At 41.4% G+C, this 25,403-nt stretch carries 16 protein-coding genes; 15 read left to right on the top strand and 1 reads right to left on the bottom strand.

The window, feature by feature from the left end:
• Nucleotides 1–146: 146 nt before the first annotated feature.
• The 10 genes from AC1DCV_RS32170 to AC1DCV_RS32125 all read left to right on the top strand — a co-directional run bounded on the left by AC1DCV_RS32170 (nt 147) and on the right by AC1DCV_RS32125 (nt 14,255).
• The gene (locus AC1DCV_RS32170) at nt 147–2,477 is read left to right on the top strand and encodes a DUF262 domain-containing protein (protein WP_477027026.1); all 2,331 of its coding nucleotides are present in this window, start codon (nt 147–149) and stop codon (nt 2,475–2,477) included.
• Nucleotides 2,478–2,505: 28 nt separating this feature from the next.
• On the top strand, nt 2,506–4,212 hold the full coding sequence (locus AC1DCV_RS32165; protein WP_477027025.1) for a DUF262 domain-containing protein: 1,707 nt from the start codon (nt 2,506–2,508) through the stop codon (nt 4,210–4,212).
• 385 nt (nt 4,213–4,597) lie between these two features.
• Nucleotides 4,598–5,260, top strand: coding sequence for a putative polyvalent protein kinase domain-containing protein (locus tag AC1DCV_RS32160; protein ID WP_477027024.1), 663 nt, complete (start codon nt 4,598–4,600; stop codon nt 5,258–5,260).
• Nucleotides 5,261–5,978: 718 nt separating this feature from the next.
• On the top strand, nt 5,979–6,815 hold the full coding sequence (locus tag AC1DCV_RS32155) for a tyrosine-type recombinase/integrase (RefSeq protein ID WP_477027023.1): 837 nt from the start codon (nt 5,979–5,981) through the stop codon (nt 6,813–6,815).
• A gap of 483 nt (nt 6,816–7,298) precedes the next feature.
• Complete coding sequence (fucP, locus tag AC1DCV_RS32150; RefSeq protein ID WP_477027022.1) at nt 7,299–8,573, top strand: L-fucose:H+ symporter permease; 1,275 nt, start codon at nt 7,299–7,301, stop codon at nt 8,571–8,573.
• Nucleotides 8,573–8,923, top strand: coding sequence for an L-rhamnose mutarotase (locus tag AC1DCV_RS32145; RefSeq protein WP_477027021.1), 351 nt, complete (start codon nt 8,573–8,575; stop codon nt 8,921–8,923). Before fucP ends, AC1DCV_RS32145 begins: the two co-directional genes overlap by 1 nt.
• A 91-nt stretch (nt 8,924–9,014) precedes the next feature.
• The gene (locus AC1DCV_RS32140) at nt 9,015–10,010 is read left to right on the top strand and encodes an aldo/keto reductase (RefSeq protein WP_477027020.1); all 996 of its coding nucleotides are present in this window, start codon (nt 9,015–9,017) and stop codon (nt 10,008–10,010) included.
• 11 nt (nt 10,011–10,021) lie between these two features.
• A complete protein-coding gene (locus AC1DCV_RS32135) occupies nt 10,022–11,038 on the top strand; it encodes a zinc-binding alcohol dehydrogenase family protein (protein WP_477027019.1) in 1,017 nt (338 codons plus the stop codon).
• A 71-nt stretch (nt 11,039–11,109) separates the two neighbouring features.
• Nucleotides 11,110–12,579, top strand: a complete 1,470-nt coding sequence (locus AC1DCV_RS32130) for a tagaturonate reductase (RefSeq protein ID WP_477027018.1) — start codon at nt 11,110–11,112, stop codon at nt 12,577–12,579.
• Nucleotides 12,580–12,584: 5 nt separating this feature from the next.
• Nucleotides 12,585–14,255 (top strand): UxaA family hydrolase, encoded by a 1,671-nt coding sequence (locus AC1DCV_RS32125; protein WP_477027017.1) that lies wholly within the window; start codon nt 12,585–12,587, stop codon nt 14,253–14,255.
• A gap of 384 nt (nt 14,256–14,639) precedes the next feature.
• Here the strand turns inward: AC1DCV_RS32125 and AC1DCV_RS32120 are convergent, their stop codons facing one another.
• The gene (locus AC1DCV_RS32120) at nt 14,640–15,515 is read right to left on the bottom strand and encodes a helix-turn-helix domain-containing protein (protein ID WP_477027016.1); all 876 of its coding nucleotides are present in this window, start codon (nt 15,513–15,515) and stop codon (nt 14,640–14,642) included.
• A 174-nt stretch (nt 15,516–15,689) separates the two neighbouring features.
• On the opposite strand from AC1DCV_RS32120, the gene AC1DCV_RS32115 reads away from it, so the two are divergent.
• The 5 genes from AC1DCV_RS32115 to AC1DCV_RS32095 all read left to right on the top strand — a co-directional run bounded on the left by AC1DCV_RS32115 (nt 15,690) and on the right by AC1DCV_RS32095 (nt 25,332).
• Entirely contained in the window at nt 15,690–17,159 is a 1,470-nt protein-coding gene (locus tag AC1DCV_RS32115; RefSeq protein ID WP_477027015.1) for a glycosyl hydrolase family 79 C-terminal domain-containing protein, read from the top strand.
• An 811-nt stretch (nt 17,160–17,970) separates the two neighbouring features.
• Entirely contained in the window at nt 17,971–19,695 is a 1,725-nt protein-coding gene (locus tag AC1DCV_RS32110; protein WP_477027014.1) for a golvesin C-terminal-like domain-containing protein, read from the top strand.
• A 61-nt stretch (nt 19,696–19,756) separates the two neighbouring features.
• The gene (locus AC1DCV_RS32105) at nt 19,757–21,544 is read left to right on the top strand and encodes a golvesin C-terminal-like domain-containing protein (protein WP_477027013.1); all 1,788 of its coding nucleotides are present in this window, start codon (nt 19,757–19,759) and stop codon (nt 21,542–21,544) included.
• 136 nt (nt 21,545–21,680) lie between these two features.
• Nucleotides 21,681–23,084 carry a sialate O-acetylesterase gene (locus AC1DCV_RS32100; protein ID WP_477027012.1) on the top strand — a complete coding sequence of 468 codons (1,404 nt, stop codon included), beginning with the start codon at nt 21,681–21,683 and terminating at the stop codon, nt 23,082–23,084.
• A 238-nt stretch (nt 23,085–23,322) separates the two neighbouring features.
• Nucleotides 23,323–25,332, top strand: coding sequence for a glycoside hydrolase family 2 protein (locus tag AC1DCV_RS32095; RefSeq protein WP_477027011.1), 2,010 nt, complete (start codon nt 23,323–23,325; stop codon nt 25,330–25,332).
• Nucleotides 25,333–25,403 lie beyond the last annotated feature (71 nt).

Below are 25,403 nucleotides of genomic sequence, written 5' to 3'. Positions count from 1 at the left end.
GGTAACTCATCGTAATTTAATCATGATATCGTTACAATCTATGTATTGTGATTGTAATTAATGTAATTAATTAAGTTAATGATTTCTTATTAAGTATTGATTAACACTTTAATGAAACGGGAGACTTAAAATTGCGAAAAAAATTCATGAATGAGAAGCATAATGTTTATGATAGCAGCATAAGTAGGAATTATGATTTTAAAGAAATCATCCGAAAAAACCTTAGATGCACATATGTTCCCAGAAGTATTGAGGACCTTTTTCCCAATGATAAAAAAAGTAATGTTATTAATCATGAACCTTACTATCAGCGTAACTATGTTTGGGATGTGTACAAGGCAACTTCTTTTATTGAAAGCCTTTTGATAAACACTGAAATCCCTCCTTTAATCTTCTTTTTTTTGGGAGATTTAATTGAAATAATTGATGGGCGGCAGAGATATGAAACTATATTAAGGTTCTTGTCAAATGAATTCAAATTGAATGGGAAAGGGCTAAAAACCTTAAAGCATTTAGCGGGAAATACATTTAGTACACTCGATCAAAAGTATGTCAAAGTACTCAGAAAAATTCAACTTAGAATATACGATTATGAACTAATAAATAACATACCCAATGGAGATGACACAGAAACATTGATAAAGAGAGAGATATTTACCAGGTACAATACAGGAATAACACCATTGACGCAACTGGAGGCACTAAAGGCCCAATATATTGATGATCAGTTGAATCATTATTTTAAGGTGAAATTGGAGAGTGATCCCCAGCTTTTCAACGATGTGGTGTCTGTTTTCAATATTAAATCAAACAATATTCAACAGGTTCTGAAAAGAATCAGGGATTTACTCGTTTTACACTATTTACCTATTCATAGTTATTCTTATAATAAAAGCAAAATTAACAAGTTCTATGAGTATTTTTCAAAGCTAAGTCAAGAGAGTTCAGGCTGGGAGAATATATTTAACAGTTTTGTTGCCAAATTGAAATATCTGCAGGAGATTAGAATGGCCTTAAGTGACCAACAATTATATCCTAATGGGTATGTGTTTGAATGTTTGTTTTGGATTTTGTCAATCTGCAGTAAAGAGAATATTTCTTTTGAGAAGTTTGAATCTAAATCTTTCAAAAAAAAGCTTACCCAGCATATTTTAAGACTTCAGAAAATGACAGAGACTACACCTGCCTATCGGGTGGCGTGGATAAATGAAACGTATGAAAGCTTAGGAGGATTCTTTTYTGAAGAAGTTAACTTGAAATTTGATTCATATATACGCGCATCAAAGGATAATCAGTCCCTTCGTCATGAAATAGCCAATAAAGGTATTGAGAAGGAGAGCGCGTTTGGTACCAACAATGATACATTCTTGCGGAAAGATGCTCGTCAAGGGTCACTTTTGTCGGTAATCAAAGATATACAATCCAATATTTGTTTTATTAGACCCAAATATCAAAGAGAAGATGTAATTAGTAAGATAAAGTCTTCCGCTATCATTGAAAGCTTATTACTTGGATTTAGACTTCCTCCAATCTTTGTGTATAAAAGACGTGATAATTCTTATGAGGTTATTGATGGACAGCAAAGACTTCTGTCCTGTATTGCATATCTTGGTATTTCTTATACAAATGAAAACGGTGATGTCGCTAAATCAAAGAAGCATAATTTCAAGCTATTTTTAAAGAATGGAATTCTGAGAGACTTACATAATTTGCGATATAAGGACTTGCCTGCTGACATGAAAAACAAGATTAATGATGCAAGAATTGATCTTGTTGAAATAAATGAAGAGAACAATCCCAGTTTTGATCCCGTTGATCTTTTTATGAGATTAAACACTAAACCTTACCCGATAAGAGAAAATACTTTTGAGTCGTGGAATTCCATTGTGGATAGGCGTGTTACCGATCGCATAAAATTGATTCATAAAACGAATAATGATTGGTTCTATTTTTCGGAACGAAACGAGAGAATGCATAATGAGGAATTAATTACTTGCTTAGTTTACTTACAATACGAGGTTAATAGAATTGGGCAAACGTTTGATAAAATAAATCAGTTAATAGCCATGTATATCATGGAGAATCGACTTCATTTCAGATTCTGTAATAAGAGCGACATTACCCGTATGTTAACTAATGAGAGTATACAAGATGAAGTATTGAATGTTTGTGATCAATTCGAAGAGGAATTTTTAACCAAAATTAAGATGTTGCTTTCTAATTCAAATCGAGTTGATATGAGACATGATTTGGATGAGATATTAAATAGTAACACGGAAGGCAGAAGTAGAACAAATTTTCGATTTTATGTACTATGGATTTTGCTTTTAAACATACCGAAGAAAACTATTAAGCGATTTCCCGGACTTGTCAGAGCTGATATAACGGACATGTTTAATAAAATTTCAAAGATCCGCGTTCCGGAGCGATTCGAAACTTTAGTGGTGGCTATTTGGAATAAATATGATTCATTATAATATAAGACAGTCCTTTAATCGAGATTGTATGAAAATTACTTGCTTAGATAGAGAAATAAGAAATGTTCTTGGAACGGGGTACTATCATGTGCCCCGTTTTCAAAGACCTTATTCCTGGGAGTGGGATCACATTGTGGATTTCTGGAATGATACTATTATTGAATGTGAGTCAGATTATTTTATCGGCCCCATGGTGATTTTTAAGGGTAACATCGATGTGTTTGACATTGTTGATGGGCAGCAGAGGTTAACAACAATTACGATGATACTTTGTGCTTTAAGAAATGCTTATAGGAAGGAAGGATTAGAACCCCTTGCAAGAGGAGTACATTCTCTAATAGAACGAATTGGCTTAGATAGTGAACATCGTTTTATTTTGCAGACAGAAACATCTTATCCTTATTTTCAAGAGCATATTCAAAAGTACGATGTGCCAGATATTGAGGCAGAGTATAATTCTGAGGAAATAAATTTGAAGAACGCATTTGAGCTGATTAATAGATTAATTCAAGAGGAGATTAGTTATATAAGACAATTAAGGCATGTTAAAAAAGATGAAGTATTAGACATCATCAAAGAACGCTTAAGTGAAATCCGTGATAAAGTGCTTAAATTAAAAGTGATTTTAGTTGAAGTAGTAGATGAAGATGATGCTTATATTATTTTTGAAACGTTAAATACACGAGGTAAGGATTTGAATGTAAGTGATTTAGTTAAAAATCATTTGATTAAATCTATTAAAGTAAGCAATCGACAGGTAGATCTACCAAAGGATAAATGGAAACAGATACGGGAGAATATTGATAGCATTTCCGCTGAAATTGATATTGATACATTTTTGCTGCATGTTTGGCTTTCCAAATATGAACATACCACTGTTAAAACACTATATAAAAAATTTAAGCTAACGATTAAAAAATATGAGTTTAAAACTTTTCTAGACCTTTTAGTAAATGACTCAGAGATCTATAAATCTATTTTTGATCCGGAGTCTCGGAGATGGGAGAAGAATGAAATTGATATTAAGAAAATTCTTATCAATCTGAATAATTTTAGAGTTACACAGCAAACTCCTATGGTATTGGCAGTTTTAAGAGGCTACTTAAGTGGAAAATTAAAGTATAAGCTGACGCTAGAAGCTCTAGAAGCTATTGAGAAATTTCATTATCTGTTTACCGCGATCACCTCTCAGAGGTCATCTGGAGGTATTGCCTCTATGTATTCTTCACATGCACGTAAATTAACAAATGCCAAGGAGGAGTCAGCAAAATCAAGAGTCATACGAGAACTGAAGCAAAAAATGAGAGAAAAAATACCAACTGTTGATGAATTTCACGCAGGATTTAAAAAGTTAAGATTTACAAGTGACTTTACTAAACAGAAGAAGATAATTTTTTATACGCTGTCGAAAATTGACTCCTACTATAGCCAGCATGGTTTAATTGTTGATTATGAATTTATGACAATTGAGCATATACATGCGCAAAACGCCAGAACCAAGAATGAAAATGTAGATGTACCTGTTGGACAAATAGGTAATTTAATGTTGATCGACAAAAGAACTAATGAAAGTCTTGGGAATAAAGACTTCGTAATGAAGCAAAAAGTATTTGGACAGACAAAGATATTTACGGATGGTATAGTAGCTAATGCTACGAAATGGGATAGGGAAGAAATAGAAAAAAGAACTGATTACTTAGGTAAAGTGGCTTATGAGTGTATATTTAAAATTTAGTACATAGTGTATCGGTTACCTATGCTGACATTAGTATGGAGGTGGAATTCAACGAGATCTGTTAAACAACAGAGACTGACCGGGGAAAATTAAACTGAAATCGACTAACTAATCGACCATAAAAGAAAAACCCGCTCACTGAGCGGGTTCCTTCGAGATTTTGCGGGGTGGAGGGGACAATGTTCGAACCTGTTAGTGGTAGATCTGGAGAAAATTTCCTTGTTTGGCTCACGAAATTATTTAAACAAAATTGTAATTCAAAGGAATCAATTTTTCGATTAGATCTAGTTAAGAATATTCTTATTATATTGAAAATCAGCTTATTGTGTAATTTGGTCGACATGAATTTCCAAAATTTCCTTGATTTTTAGTAATTTTGCTTCAAATGGATACTAATGATACCAGAAGCAAACTTAAAAATATCATTGATGGAGTTATCATTGAGGGGGCAGCAGATAATTGCACAACAACCAGGAATATCCTATGCGCAAGCTTTAGCACAAGTACAACGGTTAAAAGAGATTTCGAAAGTAAAGCAATCACAAAAAAAGAGCAGGTCGAATTCTTAAAAACCTACGCATCGGAAAAAAATCTTTCGATAAAGCAAATCCCAAACGAATCCCAATATCTTGCCAGAGGTGGTGAATCCAAAGTTTATTTTGAAGCAGAAACTAACAGTGTTATTAAATTAAATGATGGAATTTATTATGCTACGTGGTTGGAGTTCTTTAACAGTATCGTGATTCACAATCTTCTTTTCCCCAATACAGCTTATAGTTTTCTTGGATTTATTGAAATCGAAGATACATTTTGCATCGTGTTAAAACAGCCGTTTGTTACATCTGATGATGCAGTTGATTTGGCCGATGTTAAAAATTTATTGGCATACAATGGTTTTGAAAATACATTAAGGAATGGACATCCTACCAACAATTATTATAATAAAGAGTTAGGATTGATTCTTGAAGATATACATGATGAAAATGTTATCGTGAAATCCAATACACTTTTCTTTATTGATACGGTATTCTATACAGCCTTTCAATAGCGTAAATATTGGAGCTATTAGGTAATTGCCACAATTTAAGCCTACTAGACAGTAAACATAGTTTTAGATACGAATTCTTCAAGTAACGCTTCAGAAAATGATACCCAAAAATCATACTGGAAAAAAGTTTCCCCAAAACTTAGTCGAGATGAAATTTTACACTTTTTTCAAATCTAATTGACTGTACATTACTGCTGGTAGGGGAGAGGGGAAGAATTTGTAATAATAATAATCTTAGTAAGCGATAGTTAACCTTAATAAGGTACGATAAAGAAATGAGAGAGAATTAAATCGGAACTCGACTAAATACTCGACTTAAAATAGAAAACCTGCGACTAGTGCGGGTTTCTTCGAGATTTTGCGGGGTGGAGGGGACAAGTTTCGAACTTATTTATTGTGGATCTGGATAAGTTTCATAAATCGCTAGTATAACATTTTTAATGTATAAAAGCAGTACAATTAATCCGGGACTGTATTCCGACAAAGGAGAATATTTTTTCAACTTATTCAGTGGGCATTTAAGAAGGATGTATGGAGCTTATTCCAACATGGGAAGTACTCGCTTAAATATTTATTTACATCATGGATATGCTGTCCATAACGATGGATCTGCTTGAAATTATCTCCTACTTCGCGGAAGTCGCTGATAAGTTCATAGCAATACAAGGGAAAACCCATAGTATTTGAAAGTCTGGATTTTAGTTTTTATGAACAATTTGTGGATTTTCTCACATATGAATATCAGCAAACCAGAAGAAAAAGAGTAACAAAAGGCCTGAAGCTTGCCACCATTGGAAAAACAATAAAGCAGTTAAGGATCTTTGTAAAAGATCGGGTTCGCCGCAAAATTATAGCCCCTATTGACTTGTCTGATTTCAAGATATTGGATGAAGCATCAGATGCCATATATCTTTCTCGGAAGGAGATTAACCAGATATATTGTACAGATTTGTCCGAATATCCTTACCTGGTACTTTATCGTGATTTATTTGTCTTGGGCTGTCTCACAGGATTGAGATTTTCTGACTATTCTATTATTAAACCTGAAGATATCCGGGACGGCATGCTTTACAAGAAGCAAGGAAAGTCTGATCATTGGGTAGTAATTCCTCTTATGGATAAAGCAAGGGAAATCTTAATAAATAGGTTTGGAAAAAAAGTACMTATTGTAAGTAACCCTGATTTTAATGTCAATATCAAGGAGATAGGTAGGCTCGCCGGAATAAAAGAGATGATTAAGTTTTCCTACAAGAAAGGCAACAAGGATATTGAGATTATTAAACCAAAACACTGCTGGATTACTTCTCATACGTGTCGCCGCTCTTTTTGTACTAATGAATTTCTCGCAGGTACCCCTGTTGAATTAATTATGAAAATTAGTGGACATAAGAGTTTGCGGGATTTTTATAAATATATAAGAATTACTCCAGAAGAAGCAGGTCGGAAAATTAAGGAGATCTGGCAGCAAAGGAATGATTTTGAGGTTATTGACAGCACGTGCATTAGACACATTGATATTGGGCTAAATGTTATTTGCTTAGCCCAATGGGACTAATGCAATCGACTTTTCAGGCTTAGTAGTTAGATCATTGATAAATGCCCCGGGTAGAAGAAAGATTGGTTTCCTGGAAGAGAACAGGTTGATGGCTTCAGCGCCCATGCTATAACTTATCAACCAGGGTTTGAAGATTACCTGATATAAAGAGAAATCAGTTCTGCCAGGTTTATGGAGTATATATAGTAGTTGTATATACTACCCATGTTAGGCTCAATCCGGGGAACGTTCCCGTTTCAAAAATCCGTAAAATGATGAAGGTCTTTGAAATGACAACTTACTACAGATATATCACTCCTCAATGTTAAAGTAAGGGCAGCACCTGGTTTCAAAGTGCGAAGAAATGGTCGGATTTGTATAAAACAAAGTCTTATTAATGGCAGCATAAAAGAATAGCGACGGCTAACTTTGTTGGCAGAGAAGATAGTCAGGTGTTCATCGAATACTTGTATGTGTTCATCTTTATTCCACAATAATTTCGGTATGAATAACAAGCAAGGTACATTATTGGCGTTTTGTTTTATTACGTCATTGTTTTTTCTCTGGGGATTTGCCCACAACCTGGATCCTATACTGATCCCTCATCTTAAAAAATCTTTTACATTAACAACCACACAGGCAACCCTGGTTGATTCAGCGGTTTTTGTCGCTTATTTTATTATGGCGCTCCCGGCTGGATTGTTGATGAAGAAAGCAGGTTATAAGGCAGGCATCATTACCGGATTACTCTTTTTTGCTATTGGCTGTTTTCTTTTTATACCTGCGGCAGACATGCAGTCCTATAACTTTTTCCTGGTTGCCTTATTTGTCATTGCCTGCGGACTTACCATCCTGGAAACAGCCGCTAATCCTTATGCCACCGTATTAGGAAATCCGGAAACAGGGGCACAGCGACTCAACTTCGCTCAGTCGTTCAATGGGTTGGCTGCGGCATTAGCGCCGGTCATTGGAGCAAGGATCATTCTTACAAAAGGCCATACAGCGGAAGAGTTGAACGCTATGTCTGATGCTGTCAGAAAAACAGCGCTGGCCGCCGAAGCTGCAACAGTTAAGATGCCTTACACTGTGCTGGGTATTCTTTTAATCATCATTGCGGTCATTTTTTTGGTTATCAAATTGCCGGTTATTACCGCCGATAAAGATGCCGGGTCATCCAGCAAAAGTGTGTTCCATGCCCTCCGGCATAAGCATCTGGCTTGGGGCACAGTAGCTCAGTTTTTTTATGTCGGAGCACAGGTATCGGTATTCAGTCTTTTTATTTTATATGCCACAAGGTCGGCGGGGATTTCAGAAGTAAAGGCGGCAGACTATCTCGGTGTTTGCGGGATAGCCTTTCTGGTGGGCCGCTTTGCGGGCACCGTACTTATGCAAAAAATAAAACCGCCTGCACTATTGTTCCTGTATGCCGTTATAAATGTGTTGTTATGCACTATTGCCATCTTCGGCACGGGCATAATAACGGTATATGCTGTTATTGGTATATGCTTTTTTATGTCGGTGATGTTCCCCACGATTTTTGCCTTAGGTATTAAGAACCTCGGGGCTGATACCCAATACGGCAGTAGCCTCATTATCATGTCTATTGTTGGAGGCGCTGTATTACCACGCATCTTCGGTTACATCAGTGATGCTACCGGCAACATTCAGCACGGCTACATCGTACCTCTTATTTGCTTTGTTGTAATCGCCATATTTGGTTACAAAGGGCATCAAATACACGCATCAGATTTTCAAACCCAGGCAACATCTGTTAATTAATGATGAAAAGATATACCCTGGCGCTCGATCTCAAGGATGATCCAGCGCTCATTGAAGAATATGAACATTGGCACCGGGCAGGAAATGGTTGGCCTGAAATTAAACAAAGCATCGAAGGCGCAGGTATCTCCAATATGGAAATATACCGTACTGGCAACCGCTTGTTTATGATTATGGAAACTAACGAGCATTTCTCTTTTGAAAAGAAATCGGAGATGGATGCCGCCAATCCAAAAGTACAGGAGTGGGAGCAGTTGATGTCGAAGTTTCAGCAGCCATTACCCTGGGCCAGAGAAGGAGAAAAATGGATGATGATGGACAAGATATTCGGGCTAAACGAAAGTCGTTGACATAATTGAGGAAAAGAACTGCCGCTCCGGTAAGGAATCTGCCATTGCATAGGTTGTGTAAATAATCAGCAAAAAGAATGAATAAACATTCATGAGTACAATCAATCTTCCTAAAATTATATTTGGAACCAGTGGGTTGGGTAACCTTTATGTAGCGCCCGATGAAGCTGATAAACTGGCTATTGTGAGGCAATGTATGCTCCATTCTGTAGCGCCGGCTGTATTTGATACCGCCGGGAAGTACGGGGCCGGACTGGCGCTTGAATCGTTAGGCCGGTGTTTGGCACAGCTGCAGGTAAAGCCCGATGATGTACTGATCAGCAACAAACTTGGCTGGTATCGTATACCACTCAGAACCGCGGAACCCACATTTGAACCAGGTGTATGGAAGCACATTCAATTCGATGCAGAACAAAGGATCAGCTACAACGGCATCCTGGAGTGTTTTGAACAGGGCAACCAGCTGTTAAATGGTTATCATGCGTCATTGGTGTCTGTACATGACCCGGATGAATACCTGCATGTCGCCACCAGTGAAAGCGACAGGAAGACCCGGTTTGGACATATCAAAGAAGCCTACCAGGCATTGTTTGATCTTAAAAAGCAAGGAAAAGTAAAGGCCGTAGGAGTGGGGGCCAAAGACTGGAGAACTGTGCAGTTGATTACCCAACATCTTCAGCTGGATTGGGTAATGATTGCCAACAGTATGACCCTTCATTCACATCCTGAACACCTGCTGGAATACATGCAGGAATTGAAGGCCGAAAATATTCAGATTATCAATTCAGCCGTATTTAACGGAGGTTTTCTGACCGGCGGTGATTACTATAACTACAAGTTGGTGAGCGAAGATAATCCTGAACATAGCCACCTTTTGCAATGGCGGAAACGCTTTTTTGAAATATGTACACAACATAATGTACCGCCAGCCCATGCCTGTGTGCAGTACGGACTGAATGCACCTGGTGTTACGAGTATTGCTTTAAGCACGTCCAAAGCATCCAAAGTAAAAGATAATATAGCACTGGCTACAAAGATAATTGACCAGCCTTTTTGGAATGCCTTGAAAGCAGAAGAACTTATTTGAAAATATAAATCATGAGAACATTGATATGTATTTCCCCGGGACACTTTATCCGGGGCACTGCTGAACATCCTGTATTAAAAAAAGATCACGCCATCATTCAGATAAAACGCATTGGCATATGTGGTACTGACTTACATGCGTACCGGGGTACGCAGCCTTATTTTAGCTATCCCCGGATACTGGGTCATGAGCTGTCTGGCACCCTGGTGGAATGTGACAATGCACCTGGATTTAGTATAGGGGAGATGGTGACGTTTATACCTTATTTTAATTGTGGTCATTGTATTGCCTGCCGTTCGGGTAAGCCCAACTGTTGTGTAAGTATACAGGTTTTTGGTGTGCATATCGACGGCGGAATGTCTGAATATGTACAGGTACCTTCCTACTCGCTGGTGCATGGAGAAGACCTTACTTACGATGAACTGGCATTGGTGGAGCCGCTGGCTATTGGTGCACATGGTATCAGAAGGGCAGGAGTGGAAAAGGGAGATTTTGTACTGGTTATAGGAGCAGGTCCTATCGGTATTGGCACCATGGAGTTTGCCCGAATTGCAGGAGGCCGGGTAATTGCGATGGATATAAGTGAGGATCGTCTGTTATTCTGTCGCCAGCAAATTGGTGTTGAACATACCATCAATCCCTTGCAGGAAAATGCGGAGGAACAATTGCGGACCCTAACGAATGGCGATATGGCGTCTGTAGTGATAGATGCCACCGGGAATCTGAACGCCATCAATGGTGGCGTGAGCTACCTGGCCCATGGAGGTTGTTATGTACTTATTGGCTTACAAAAAGAAGCCTTTAGTCTTAGTCATCCGGAATTTCATAAACGTGAATCCACCTTGATGAGCAGCCGTAATGCAACACGGCAGGACTTTGAGCATGTGATAGCTGCTATGAAAAAAGGAGAGGTTGATCCTAAAACTTACATTACACATCGTGCACCATTTGCAAATGTCATAGGCGATTTTGAAAGCTGGCTGAAACCGGAAACACAGGTGATCAAAGCGATGGTTATGCTTGATTAACGCTTGGTGAAAATTCCTGCATTATTCATGCGCTGTTAGCTGCAATGAAATGGAAATAGTAAATAAAAGAAATGGGCATAAAACTATCTAAAGAAACACTGGCAGGGCTGCGTGAAAGTGATTCGCTGTTGCTGCCGGCAAATGGTTGTTTTGAGCTGCCGGAAAAGGTGCTGCAGTTTGGTACCGGCGTGCTGCTGAGAGGCTTGCCTGATGCGCTCATTGATAAAGCCAATAAACAAGGCTACTTTAATGGGCGGATTGTGGTGGTGAAATCGACTGATCATGGCAATACTGCTGCTTTTGAGGAGCAGGACCATCTTTATACACAGTGTGTACGCGGTATTGAAGGTGAGCAAAAGATTTCCGTAGATATTATCAACGCTTCCATCAGCAGGGTATTGAACGCTGCTACCCAATGGGAACAGGTACTGGCCTGTGCCACCAATCCTGATATGCAGGTAGTTATTTCCAATACAACTGAAGTGGGGATAGTATACGTGGAGGAAAGTATTTATGCTATGCCGCCGGTCTCTTTTCCAGCCAAGCTGCTGGCCTTTTTACACCAACGCTATTTGCATTTCAATGGTGCGGCAGATAAAGGTATGGTGATAGTGCCTACTGAACTGATACCGGATAATGGCAGCAGGCTGAAAGAAATACTCTTGCAGCTAGCTGTTTTTAATCGGCTGGGGCCAGGGTTTACGGACTGGCTGAATAAAAGTAATCCCTGTTGTAATTCGCTGGTAGATTGTATTGTGCCGGGAGCTGCCACTGCCAATACAGGGTATGAAGATAGCCTGATGATCATGACAGAAGTGTATCGTTTATGGGCGATCGAAACAGATAGTGAACAGGTGAAGCAGGTATTGTCTTTTAGTGAAGCAGATGCCGGTGTTATATTGTCGCCGGAAATAAACGTGTTCCGGGAGCTTAAGTTGCGTTTGCTCAATGGCACACATACCCTCAGTTGCGGACTGGCTTTTTTGGCAGGTTTAGGCACGGTGAATGAAGCTATGAACCAGGTGTCTATGGCTGCTTATATAGAAGCACTGATGATGCAGGAAATCATTCCTGCTATAACGGATGAGCATATATCTCAGGATGCCGCTATCTGTTTTGCTAACTCGGTGCTGGACCGTTTCCGTAATCCCTATATCGAACATCGCTGGCTGAGTATCTGCACGCAGTATACTGCTAAATTAAAATTGCGGGTGGTACCCGCATTGTTAGCTTACTACCAGCGCAAGACAGAGATACCGGCATTGATTTCCCTGGGATTTGCGGCGCACCTACTGTTTATGCGGGGGAATATCACCTACGTCATCTCAGATGAATATGCCGGTTGGTACCGGGAACAATGGCTGCAGTATCCGTTGGATACTGTGGTTGAAAATATACTCAGTAACGAAAACTTATGGGGGCATGATCTCACTTCTCTTCCCGGCTTTACGCAGATGGTGACGGTAATGCTGAAAGCATTGGAGGAAAAAGGTGTTGCAGCTTACCTGGACCGGGTCGCAGCATTAATAAAAATATCATAGACTTTTTGAAGGAGAACCGTATGAAGCAGAAAGTATTAAAAGTGCACCCACAGGATAACGTACTGGTGGCATTGCAGGATCTGGAGAAAGAAGATAAGGTACAATATAACGGTGCCGTATATACGTTGCGGGAACGTATTCCTGCCAAACATAAATTTACAGCGATTGCTTTTGAGAAAGGAGATGCGCTCATCATGTATGGTGTGCTCGTAGGACGTGCGCAGACGTACATTGCTGAAGGCAGCAGGATTGCTGTTGAAAATGTACACCATGCGGCCAGTGGGTATGAATTGGCTGCACAGCGGAAAACAGCATGGCAGAAGCCGGATATCTCGCGGTGGCAGCAGAAAACGTTCATGGGGTATCACCGCGCAGATGGAAGTGTAGGTACGGCTAACTACTGGCTGGTAATACCGCTGGTATTTTGTGAAAACAGGAATATAGAAGTGTTGAAAGAGGCCTTGCTATCTCCACTGGGTTATAGTCGTCCGGAAAAATATACCGACTTTACCCGCTTGCTGGCAGCTCAGCATTCTAAGAGTGCTACAACCGCTACTATTCTGGAAACAACATATACCGAAGATGCAACGGGGCCTGGGAGTACCCGTATTTTTGAAAACGTGGATGGCATCAAATTCCTGACACATGAAGGTGGTTGCGGAGGCATACGGCAGGATGCGCAGGCGCTCTGTGGCTTGCTGGCAGGATATATTACCCATGCTAACGTAGCCGGTGCCACGGTACTCAGTCTGGGGTGTCAGAATGCGCAGATAAGCATGTTACAGGAGGAAATTAAAAAACGAGATCCTGGTTTTTCGAAACCACTTTATATATTAGATCAGCAACAAACCGGTGTGGAAAGTGCATTGATCCCTCAAGCCATCCGGCAAACCTTTGCCGGTTTGATGACCGCCAATGCATGTACCCGTGAGCCAGCTCCGTTGAGTAAACTTATCATAGGACTGGAATGTGGTGGTTCTGACGGATTCTCCGGTATCTCCGCCAATCCCGCCATCGGTTACACTTCTGATCTGTTGGTAGCATTGGGAGGCTCCGTTGTACTGGCGGAGTTTCCTGAATTATGTGGTGTAGAGCAGGAGATAAGTGACCGTTGCTGTAAGGAACCGGATGCCACCCGTTTTATTCAGCTTATGCGCACTTACCAGCAACGCGCAGAAGAAGCAGGCTCCGGATTTGATATGAATCCATCTCCCGGAAATATTAAAGATGGCCTCATTACAGACGCGATCAAATCTGCCGGTGCTGCTAAAAAAGGTGGTACCTCACCGGTGGTGGCCGTATTGGACTACCCGGAAAAAGTGCAACAACCTGGATTGAACCTGTTGTGTACACCCGGCAATGATGTGGAATCCACCACCGCCGTTGTGGGCAGTGGTGCTAATATTGTACTGTTTACCACCGGGTTGGGAACGCCTACCGGCAACCCCGTTGCGCCCGTGATCAAACTATCAAGTAATACAACGCTGTACCAGCGCATGAATGATATTATTGATATCAATACCGGTACTATTATAGACGGAGAAGAAACAATTGTCGCTGCAGGAGAACGTATATTCGACTACGTTATACAGGTGGCCAGCGGAACCATTACCGCAAAATCCGTGTTGAACGGTCAGGATGATTTTATTCCCTGGAAAAGAGGGGTGTCGTTATAATGCCTGAAATCCAATGAGCCTATTCTATCCTATGATAGCAGTTGTCGCTGGCTTTTTGCCGGCGCAACTGCCATTTATTGTCTTCGATCCATATATTAATCAGCCCTGAATAAAATGAATTCAGAAAGCCCAGGCGCCTCTGTGTTGTTTGCTATGTAAAAAGTCGACTACCCATAAAGTTAGTTACTTGCAGGAGCGTTCCTTTTTCTAATAAAGACTTTCTTTTGTATAGATCCGACCAGTTTTTTGGAGTTGCTGAATATAAATCGATTGCAGGTTTTCTGGCGACAGCGTTATATTTACGGGGATTAGTATCGATTTCTTTTTTATGGAATTATTGTAAATCGATTGCAGCTTTTTCTGACAGCAGGGCTAATGTTGTAGTCAATAGCACTGACTTCTTTTTCTGTATGCGCCCGGAGTGAGCTGGGTTATTTTTTTAAACACCCTGGAAAAGTGAGATATATTAACAAATCCTATTTCGGACGCTATTTCAATGTAGGGTAAGTCGGTAGTGGAGATGAGATACTGTGCCCGTTCAATGCGCCTTGTCTGTATATAGGTCAGTGGTCTTTCTCCTGTATGCTGGAGAAACTGCCGGGAGAAATAGTCAACGTGCTGATTGACTCTTTGTGCAAGAAATGCAATCGTGAGTGGTGCACCTAAATTCATTTGGATGTAGGAAATGGTATCTATTACTTTCTGAGGAATGGGCTCTGTATTTTCATCCGGAAATTCAGGGTCAGTCATGAATCGGGATAACAATTGCAGCAGTATTCCCTGCGTTTCATAGTACATTGATGATGTTTGGTGGGCATTCATTTCAAGGTACTCCCGATAGTAGTAATTCTTCTCATACACCTTTGGATTGTCTGAACGATTGATACCTCTACCTGGATTGAGTGTCAGCATCTTTTTAAAAAGGATTATATCCATGTCTGTAGCGGGTACCTTCATCAAGGTGCGATTGTGACGGAACAAAGAGCTCCCATCTGGCGATTCTTCGAAGAACTGAATGAAATATTGGCTCAGGTATTCCGGGCAGTACAGGTTGCATGGTGTAAAACAGGGAACTATATAAATGTAGCCTGGTTCAAGGATCAACCGGGTATGCTCATTGGATAAAATTCCATCCCCTTCGTCAATATAATACAGGCGGTAGTAAGGACTGATGATATTTTTATAATTCCATCGCCGGTTAAGCTGAACATAGTCTACATTCAACAGTGAAAATAAGTGTCTCCGCGATCTAAAATCCATAATTGCTTTAAAGGTAACAAATCTAAAATAATGGAGTGGATACTATTGTGCAACCGATCCCGGTTGATAATCATTAAAAACTACCGACGGGGTTGGCACAGCTTAAATATTAATATAGTTTCGCATTGAATGCAACTAATTTCACCACCTGCAGGTATTTTTTAAACATATCCTATGAAAAGAAGCAAGATTTCCCATTCCGAAACATCAGTAAAAGTGGTACTTGTCGTATGCGTTTTCGCCTTTATCGCATTGCTATCAGCTTGTTCGAAGCCCATTAAATCGCAGGAAGCGCCTGGCCCTCCCGAACCTGTCCCGGAAGGCATCCTCGTTAACGTAGATCTTGACGCGGCGGATCCCGGTATACCTATTCCCACCAGGTTTACTGGTTTTAGTTTTTCCGCAGAAGGCCTTGCTAACGGAGATTATCTGAACCCTGCGAACACCGGATTCGTGAACCTGCTAAAAGCGCTCGGTCCCGGTGTGATCCGTACCGGCGGCCACGTAGTGGATGGCATTCGCTGGATAGGCCCTGCCGGTAAACCGGTACCGGGTACAGTGTCTATGAATGGCTGGCAGTTGGACAACCTCTTCAATTTCGCACGCGCCTGCGGATACAAAGTGCTGCTGGGAATGAACCTTGGGAATGGCTTGCCGCAGGAGTCAGCATCTGAAGCCAAATACGTTTGCGATAAGCACAGAGATGCACTGTTGGGCTTTGAAATTGGTAACGAGCCCAATGGCTTTAATCACGATGGTACTCGCCCCTCTAATTACAAGTACCCGCAGTTCCTGGTGGAATACAATGCACACAGGGATAAGATCCTGGAATTAGTGCCTGACGCTCCGCTTACAGGTCCGGGAACTTCCACACCAAATATCACCGCGTGGGTAAATCCTTTTGTCACTGACCAAAGCGGTAAACTGGTATTGCTTTCCAAGCATTATTACAAACTTGGGCCAGCAGAAGACCCAACTGTAACAATTGAGGCACTCCTCAAAAACAATACGGATGTATTGGGCCAGGCGGATGCGATGACGGTGAATGCCAGTAAAATGGACATACCCTGGCGTTTTTCAGAAATTAATTCCGTATACGGCGGTGGCAAAGTCGGTGTAAGCAACACCTTTGGTTCCGCCCTTTGGGGCCTGGACATGATGTTCGAACTCGCCAAAAAAGGGTGTGGCGGCGTTAACTTTCATACAGGTGGCGCAAGCTATACGCCTATCACACGTAGTCAGGATCTTTTCAGCGGGCGTCCGCTATACTATGGAATGCTGGCATTCGCACAGGGTTCCAAAGGTCGCCTGCTGCCATCAGCCCTCAAAGCCGATAGTATTATTAATCTTACCTGCCACGCTGTGCTGCAGCCGGATAATGCCATAATAGTGACGGTCATCAATAAAGATCTGAATAAGGCAGGATTTGTGACCATCAGCACACATACCGCCTTCAGTAAGGCAACACTGCTAAGACTCACGGCACCTTCACCTGATAACGTATCGAATGTTACCCTGGGAGGCAGCGCAGTGAAGAACGATGGCACCTGGGAGCCTAAGGAAATAGAAGAAGCTTATGTATCGAAAAATCTCTGCAAGCTGAAAGTACCGGCATGCAGCGCCGTGATCCTGACGTTGAAGTAAAACAAGGGAGAACAAGGCATTACTACCATCAGTAGTTTAATAAATTTCATCTTTATATTTTACTTTGTAGTCATCGCAATACCTTGCGACGATTTCAAAGTAAAATGCTTTATTGCAATAACTACTTCCGGGTGATAGCATGGTTTTTACAATCTCATTTATCAACCATGCTACTAATATCCGGTATTCTGCACAAGAACAGATTCCAAATAAATTCTTGCAGATGCCGCCTTAAGATTTGGTGATGTAGCTGTAATTACGACTTCCCCGCTGCCACCTTTTTTAATTTGGATAATAACCTGTCCGCCGCTTCGTATAGTACACGAAGCGGTTTTTTGTTGCATTAGCATTCTCTCATGTTGGATAATATTTCATGATGCGTGGATTTTGGTTGTCACTATTTAAAATGAAAAAATGTCTGATAAGATTCGTATCAGAGATATTTATATTAATGCGTTGTGTGACATCTGATACATGAAACAGCGGGAACGTTCCCGCTGCAAAAAAATCGTGAAAAGATGAATCAGTGCACCTTTAGATTAATTTTGAATGTGAGTACCGCACTCGGGAAATTATAAAATCCGTTATGAAGGAAAGCGCCTGATTCATATAAAGGCGAGTCCGCACTGTCAATTTCAGTATGTAAAAATTAGGTTTATTCTATATCCATTTTATGCACAACCAAATGAAAATAAAATTTCGGCTCTTGCTATGTGCTTTGCCAATTAGTGGAGTAATGGCTCAATCAGGAAAAGTTTTTGCCCAGAATGCAAACATTTCACGAATATCCGGTAATTCCAAAACGACCCATTTGCAACCATTAACGGCTATACCTCCAGGCTATAAACTTGCTTATGAAGAAAATTTCAATAATAATTCATTGAATACAGCCGACTGGTATTACAGACATATAGCACGTAAACATGCCGGTGGGTTTAATCGCCGGGAGAATGTTTCAGTGGTTACCACGGATGGTATTGGCTACCTTAATATTGCTTACAAAAAGGATAAAGACTATGATGGGGATGGCGTTCCTGACCTCAGCGGGGGAGGTGTGATATCCACGAAAACCTTTGGATATGGTTACTATGAAGCACGTATTAAATTTTATAAAGGATCTAAAGGTTTACATGAATCTTTTTGGACGCACGGGTTGGGCATTAGTACAAATGAAACAGGTGATACCGTATATAATGAAGCGGCAAAACGGGATAAGCTTCCTATGAATAATGTTACCACTGAAATCGATGCCATTGAACTGGATTCGTACATTAGTTATGGAAAAACAAATTTTTGGTTCAACAAAAAGCCTTGTGATTGCCCTGCAGAATCTTCCGCCGCAGCTTTTAACCGGTTTGATTCTTCTTATATGAACCTGGATGAGTGGATCAATGTAGGTTTTGAATGGTTACCCGGAATGATAAAGTATTACATAGATGGTGTGGAACGCTACCGCTATTCGTATACTACGCCGGCTTATGCGGCTATGGAGGTTTGGTTGAGCGCCCTCGCGAATACTCTTTGGTTTAAAGGGGAGCCTTTGCCGAATGCAAGTATGAAAGTAGATTATTTCAGGTATTACAATAAGCCGCTCTATGCTAACCTGATAGGGAACTATAGTTTTGAATTTGATGGTAAACCTTCTGAATCAGTAAATAACTGGATCGTATACGATGGTATTTATAACAACGAGAAAACCGATGGCAGCCGTGTAGTGTATGATGGTACCGCCTTCGAAGGGAAAGGCTACCTGCAGCAGGATGGTAAGTCTGCCGTTCCTTATATTTCCACCAGGTACAGCATGAGTTATATACCGAATGGCAGCTATAAATTAACTGCCTGGGTAAAGAGATCGCGGGGTATGAAAAAAGCGACGATGAATGCCTCCAATACCGGCGCTGCTGAAATAGCTGTAAATATTCCTGCGGCTGATACCTGGACCAAAATTACACTGGATAATATCATTGTCAGTTCAAACAGTGCGCTTGTAGGCTTTACAACATCTGGTGCAGATGGTGAATGGCTTAAAGTGGATAATGTAGAACTGTATGATAAGTCGGCCCCTAACCCCAACAAACCGTTTCCCATATTGCTGCAGGAATTGGAGCCCGGGTACACTGAATCAGGCACCTGGCGGGGAAGCGTCAATTTTAGTCCAAAGGAAGGCGGCATTTGGGGGAATGCGATAAAAGGTTATAACGGTAGTTCTGTACGTTTTTCTAAAAGTAGTCCGGATATTTATGCGCAATGGATCCCCCGCATACCGGCTACAGACAAATATGAAGTATATATCTATAAGCCAGTTGCAAAAGATGCCGACAACAATGCCAGAATAGAAATTAAACATGCAGATGGTATAGCAACAAAATACCTGGATTATTCTGTTGGCAAGTCGGGCTGGGTATTGCTGGGTACTTATAAACTTAACAAGGGAGAGACAAACTATATCCGTAATTATTCAAATACACCGGGCCGGAATACAATTGCAGATGCTATCGCCATAACACCACCAGATGCTCATCTTCTTTTGCCCTAAATATTTCCTATTCGTTCACCACTACGATGTGTTTATATCGTAGTATTTAAATCCCACGATTATGAAAAATTTTCCTTTATCCACTTTAGCAATCCTGGCATTGCTTACAATTTCTTGTAAAAGAGAATTTTTAACTTCAGAGAATGCACCACCGTTGAATGGTAATGCTAAAGTTACCACGCAGTCAGTTTTGGGTACGCCTGTCCCTGCAGGTTACACGCTGGCCTATGCAGAGGAGTTTAATAGCAATGCATTGAATCCATCTGCATGGTACTACAGGGAAACCAGAAACTACGCCGGAGGTTATGATAGGCGGGAGAATGTTTCGGTAGTGACGCAGGATGGCATTGGCTATCTCAATATTGCGTATCGCAATGATGTGGATTGGAATAACGATGGCATTAATGATCTCAGTGGAGGAGGAACCATCAGTACAAAAGCATTCGGTTACGGTTATTACGAGGCACGCATTAAATTCTATAACGGTGCTACAGGGCTTCACGAGTCTTTTTGGACGCATGGGCTGGGTCTTTTTACGGGACAAACGCTTGGAACCGAGTATAAAGAAGCCGCTAAACAGGATTTGGTTCCCACAGACAATCAAATGATTGAAATAGATGCCATAGAGCTTGATGCGGCCATGAACTACGGAAAAACCAATTTCTGGTTAAGCAAAGTTTCCGAATCTACCAGCAATGCTTTTAATCGTTATGATGCCAGCTATATGAATCTGGATGATTGGATAAATGTTGGCTTTGAATGGCTACCCAATACGGTCATTTATTACATAAATGGTATAGAGCGCTTTCGGTTCTCTCATGTAACACCTGCATATGCCGCTAMGGAAGTTTGGTTATCTGCGCTGGCCAACAATAAGTGGTCTACCGGCGGACAACCAGGCCCCGGCGCCAGCATGAAGGTGGATTATTTTCATTATTATAACAAAMCGATATCTGCCAATTTAATCGGGAACAATAGTTTTGAATTTGGCGGGGCAGCTTCAGAGCAGGTCATAAACTGGGTTGTTTATGATGGTATCTATAACAACAATACTACAGACGGTGTAAGGGTGGTTTTTGATGGTAACGCCTATGTGGGAAATGGTTATCTGCAGATGGATGCTAAAGCAAGCGTACCTGAAATAACCACCAAACAGTTATTAAACTATATTCCTAATGGCACCTATCGTTTAACTGCCAGGGTGAAAAAAACGCCTGGTATGGTCAGTGCCAGAATGCGCGCGTTGAATACAGGGGGCACAGAAAAGTATGTGGATATCCCCACTTCATCCGAGTGGACAAAAATTGCTTTGGACAATATTGTCGTTACCTCCAACCAGGCTGTTATCGGCTTTTCTATCAATGGTCCGGACGGAGAGACCCTTAAAGTAGACGATGTGCAATTGTATAACAAACAGTTTGGTATACCTGAGGAATGGAGCTTAGTGATTGACAATACGGATGCCGGTTATTCCGAATCCGGTCATTGGGTAAACAGCAGTCTGCCCGGTTATCAGGCCAGCGGTACCAGGTACAGTACAGATGGGGCAGCATATGCACAATGGCAGCCCAATATGCCAAATGCAGCATATAATGACGTGTATATCTACAAAGTAGTTAATCCCTCTTCCGATCCCAATGCCAAAATTGTTATTAAATATGCAGGTGGCACCACCACCAAATATATAAATTACACAACGGGAAGTTCCGGTTGGGTGTTTTTAGGTAAATATAATTTTGCCGCTGGTACAACCGGGTATGTTCGTAATTATAATAATACAACGGGAGCCAGCGCCCGCGCAGATGCCGTCTACTTTACATTGCCCGGTAACCCGCCGCCCGCTTTATAGTGTTGGCACCCGGGCTATAAGGTTTGGATGAATGCAGCTATCTGGTGGTGTTAAATATGGAATAATCAAAAAAATAGAAAGCGCTTTCGGGAATCATCCTGGAGGCGCTTCTTTGAAAAATAAATTTATAATATACATGTCTATACTGAAACTGAGATTAATCATTTTCATTGCATTGATCTGCTTCACCTGCCAGGCATCCGCGAAAATAGTGCTGCCGGCCGTCCTTTCCAGCAATATGGTGCTACAGCAAAAAAGTAATGTGCCACTGTGGGGAAATGCCAGCGCAAATGCCATCATAAAAATTACCACTTCGTGGAATAAAAAAGTTTACAGGACAAAGGCAGATGCTGCCGGCAAATGGCGCCTGATGGTGCAAACGCCGGATGCTGGCGGCCCTTACACGATAACATTGAGCGATGGAATGCCTATCACGTTGACAGATATTTTGATCGGAGAAGTTTGGGTATGCTCCGGCCAATCGAATATGGAAATGCCGATGAGGGGATTTAAAAGTATTCCTACTTTAAATTCCAGTGACGTGTTAATCAAAGCAGATAACCAAAAGCTACGCCTGTTTCAGGTACAGCATGCCGTATCAGATAGCCCGTTAACGGATTGTTTGGGCGCATGGAAAGTTTCTTCGCCTGAAAGTGCCTTTACTTTCAGCGCCGTGGCATTTCAGTATGGTATGATGCTGCAGGAAATATTAAAAGTGCCGGTGGGTATTATTGAGGCAGACTGGGGAGGAACCCGGATTGAATCCTGGATGCCCAACAACGCTCTGGCCCATTTTTCTGCGGTGAAGCTGCCAGCGCCAAATTCCCCAATAGGTCCTTATCAGCCAACTGCACTTTTTAACGGCATGATCGCTCCTATAGCCGGCTTTGGAATTCAGGGTTTTCTTTGGTACCAGGGCGAAGCGAATATCCGCCAGCCGGCTAATTATGACCAGTTGATGAAATTGATGGTGGCCAGCTGGAGGGAAAGCTGGAAAAGAGATACCATTCCATTTTACTATGTTCAGATCGCTCCCTATAGAAATCCTAAAGGTGGGGATTCTGTTCCATATTTGCGGGAAAAGCAACAACAGGCCCAATTTGAAATCCCCAATACAGGAATGATTGTAACGACAGATGTTGGTGAGGAGTTAAACATTCACCCATCTGATAAAACTACGATCAGCAAAAGATTGCTTTACTGGGCATTGGGACATACCTATCAGAAGAAAGGCATCGCCTATCAAAGTCCCTTATACCAGGAAATGGCAGTTACAGGCGATCAGGTGACCCTAACGTTTAAGGATACACCGCAGGGCTTTACCGCTTACGGCCGTGAAATCATAGGATTCGAAATTGCCGGAGCGGATAAATTTTTCCATCCAGGAACTGCCAGGATTTGGAATAATACCATACAGGTAAGAAGCGATCAGGTAACCAAACCGGTTGCAGTGAGGTATGCCTTTAAAGATTGGGGATTTGGTAACGTATATAATACTTTCGGATTGCCTGTTGCTCCCTTCCGAACTGATGACTGGTAAGGACAACAACGGGAATGGTGTCTGCTTTCGGTAGGAAGGCAGACACCATATTTGAATTGAGCCGGAACACTGCAACCGTTCCCGATCCTAATTATACTTGTTTACTACAAATTGTTTTTCGGTTGATTACATTTGTGTAGTAGTTGTTAGTACAAAGCACTACTGTTTTTAATTCCAGAATGCAACGCTTTTATCTGACGGCCAACGTCGCCTGCTAGTACTGGTTATTAACTAACTAATGAAACGAACAATTGTCGGCTTTATGAAATTATTTCCCTTACTACTATGTCTATGTTTGTCACTGAAATTAACAGCGCAACGGTCGGCCTTAGATTTAAACGGGAAATGGACTTTTGTGATGGATCCGATTAAGGTAGGAGAAATAAATCAATGGTTCGATACTTCGTTTCACGCTGACAAGTTCGATAAAGTGAATGTACCTCACTGTTTTAGCACTGATCCACGCTACGCTTTTTATACAGGGACAGCCTGGTACTTTAGGAAATTCAAAGTAACCGTACCCAAAGGAGATCATGTATGGTTGAAATTTGAGGCTATATTTTATAAAGCAAAAGTATGGATCAATGGTAAGCGGGTGGTGTATCATGAAGGAGGATATACGCCTTTCGAAACGGATATCACCCAATTTTTGCAACAAGATAATATTCTTACAGTTCAGGTAAATAACGAATGGGATACGACCACCCTTCCCGGTGCTAAAACAAGTGTGGCATATGAGCCTTCCAATGCATCGCAGGTATATCCCTGGATCAACTATGGTGGTATCACACGGCCGGTACAATTGCTCATCAAGCCGGCTGTAGATATCTGCAATGCAAAAATTACGACCAACCCGGATATGGAGAAAGGATCCGCTGTTATACAAATCAAGGCATTCATAAGAAACAGTACTACGGAAGAAGTAATGATACCCGTAGATGCTGTTGTTTATCAGCAGAAAAATGTTAAGCAGCGTCTCCGMTTTAAACAGCAGCCCGTGACTATCAGGCCAGGGGAAACAAAATCAGTGACTTTATCAGCCGCCTTGCCGGCCAACCAGGTAAAATTATGGAGCCAGGATGCTCCTGAATTATATGGTGCTGAGATTTCCTGCGGTGTAGATACTTTTACTACCCGATTTGGTATACGTAAGGTGGAAGTACGCGGTACCTGTCTGTTACTAAACGGTATCCCTATTAAGATGGCTGGTTGTAACCGCCCGCTGGATTATCCCGGATTCGGTTCTATGGATCCGATGGCGGTGTTGGAAAAAGATATGTTACTGATGAAGCGTGGTAGTATGGAACTCTCCCGTATTAGTCATTACCCGGTTTCAGCAGATTTACTCAACAAAGCAGATGAATTAGGTTTACTGATAATCACTGAAGCAGGTAACTGGCAAATGACGCCGACGCAAATGAGTGATAGCATGATGCGGCAAAAATACAGGTCGCAGATGCGGGAAATGATCGAGTATGACTGGAATCATCCTTCCGTAATCGCCTATAGCCTTGGCAATGAATTTCCATCACAAACGGAAGAAGGAAGGGCATGGGTGCATGATATGCGCACGTTCGTCCGCAACATCGATTCCACGCGCCTGATCACTTTCGCCAGCAACAGGGTCCAAAGCAGCCTGCTAAAGAAGCCGGAAGAGGAAGCGTCTCAGTATGTGGATTTCATCAGTACAAATATTTATGGTAATCACTTAAAAGCTTTACAGCATATTCACGAATTATACCCGGAAAAGCCTGTTTACATCAGCGAATTTGGCTGGAGAACAGATCAGGTAGCTTCAGAAGAAGATAGAATCATTCTCTTTAAAAAAGCAATGGCCGATATCAGACAATGCATTTATGTAATAGGTGCTTCTGTATGGACCTTCAACGATTATTTAAGCCGATTTCCCGGTAGTGCAGCTGATGGCAGCCGGCCATGGGGACTGGTAACATTGGACAGAAAAGAACGTGGCCTGTACAAGGTTTGGCAGGAGGAAATGTCGCCTGCAGTATTGGATATTGTCGGCAAGCAAGAAAATACATTAACAATAAGACTTACCGTACGTAGAGACTTTCCTGGCTATCCGCTCAATGCGTACAACCTGTTGTGTAATGGAGAAAATTTACCGGTGAAATATTTAAGGCCTGGAGAGTTTCAGGAGTGGACCATTGATTTAAAAGAAGGGAAAGCCATCGCCGCATTGATGAAGCCGGGAGGATATACCATTTTAGAGAAAATACTGGAATAACGTGTCAACCAAATAAGGACACGGCTTTGACAACCGTTGTCCTAACATTACTTATCATTAATTTATTTCAA

Source organism: Chitinophaga sp. 10T418 (genome assembly GCF_056394125.1).
This window is presented reverse-complemented; position numbering and strand designations above follow the sequence as displayed.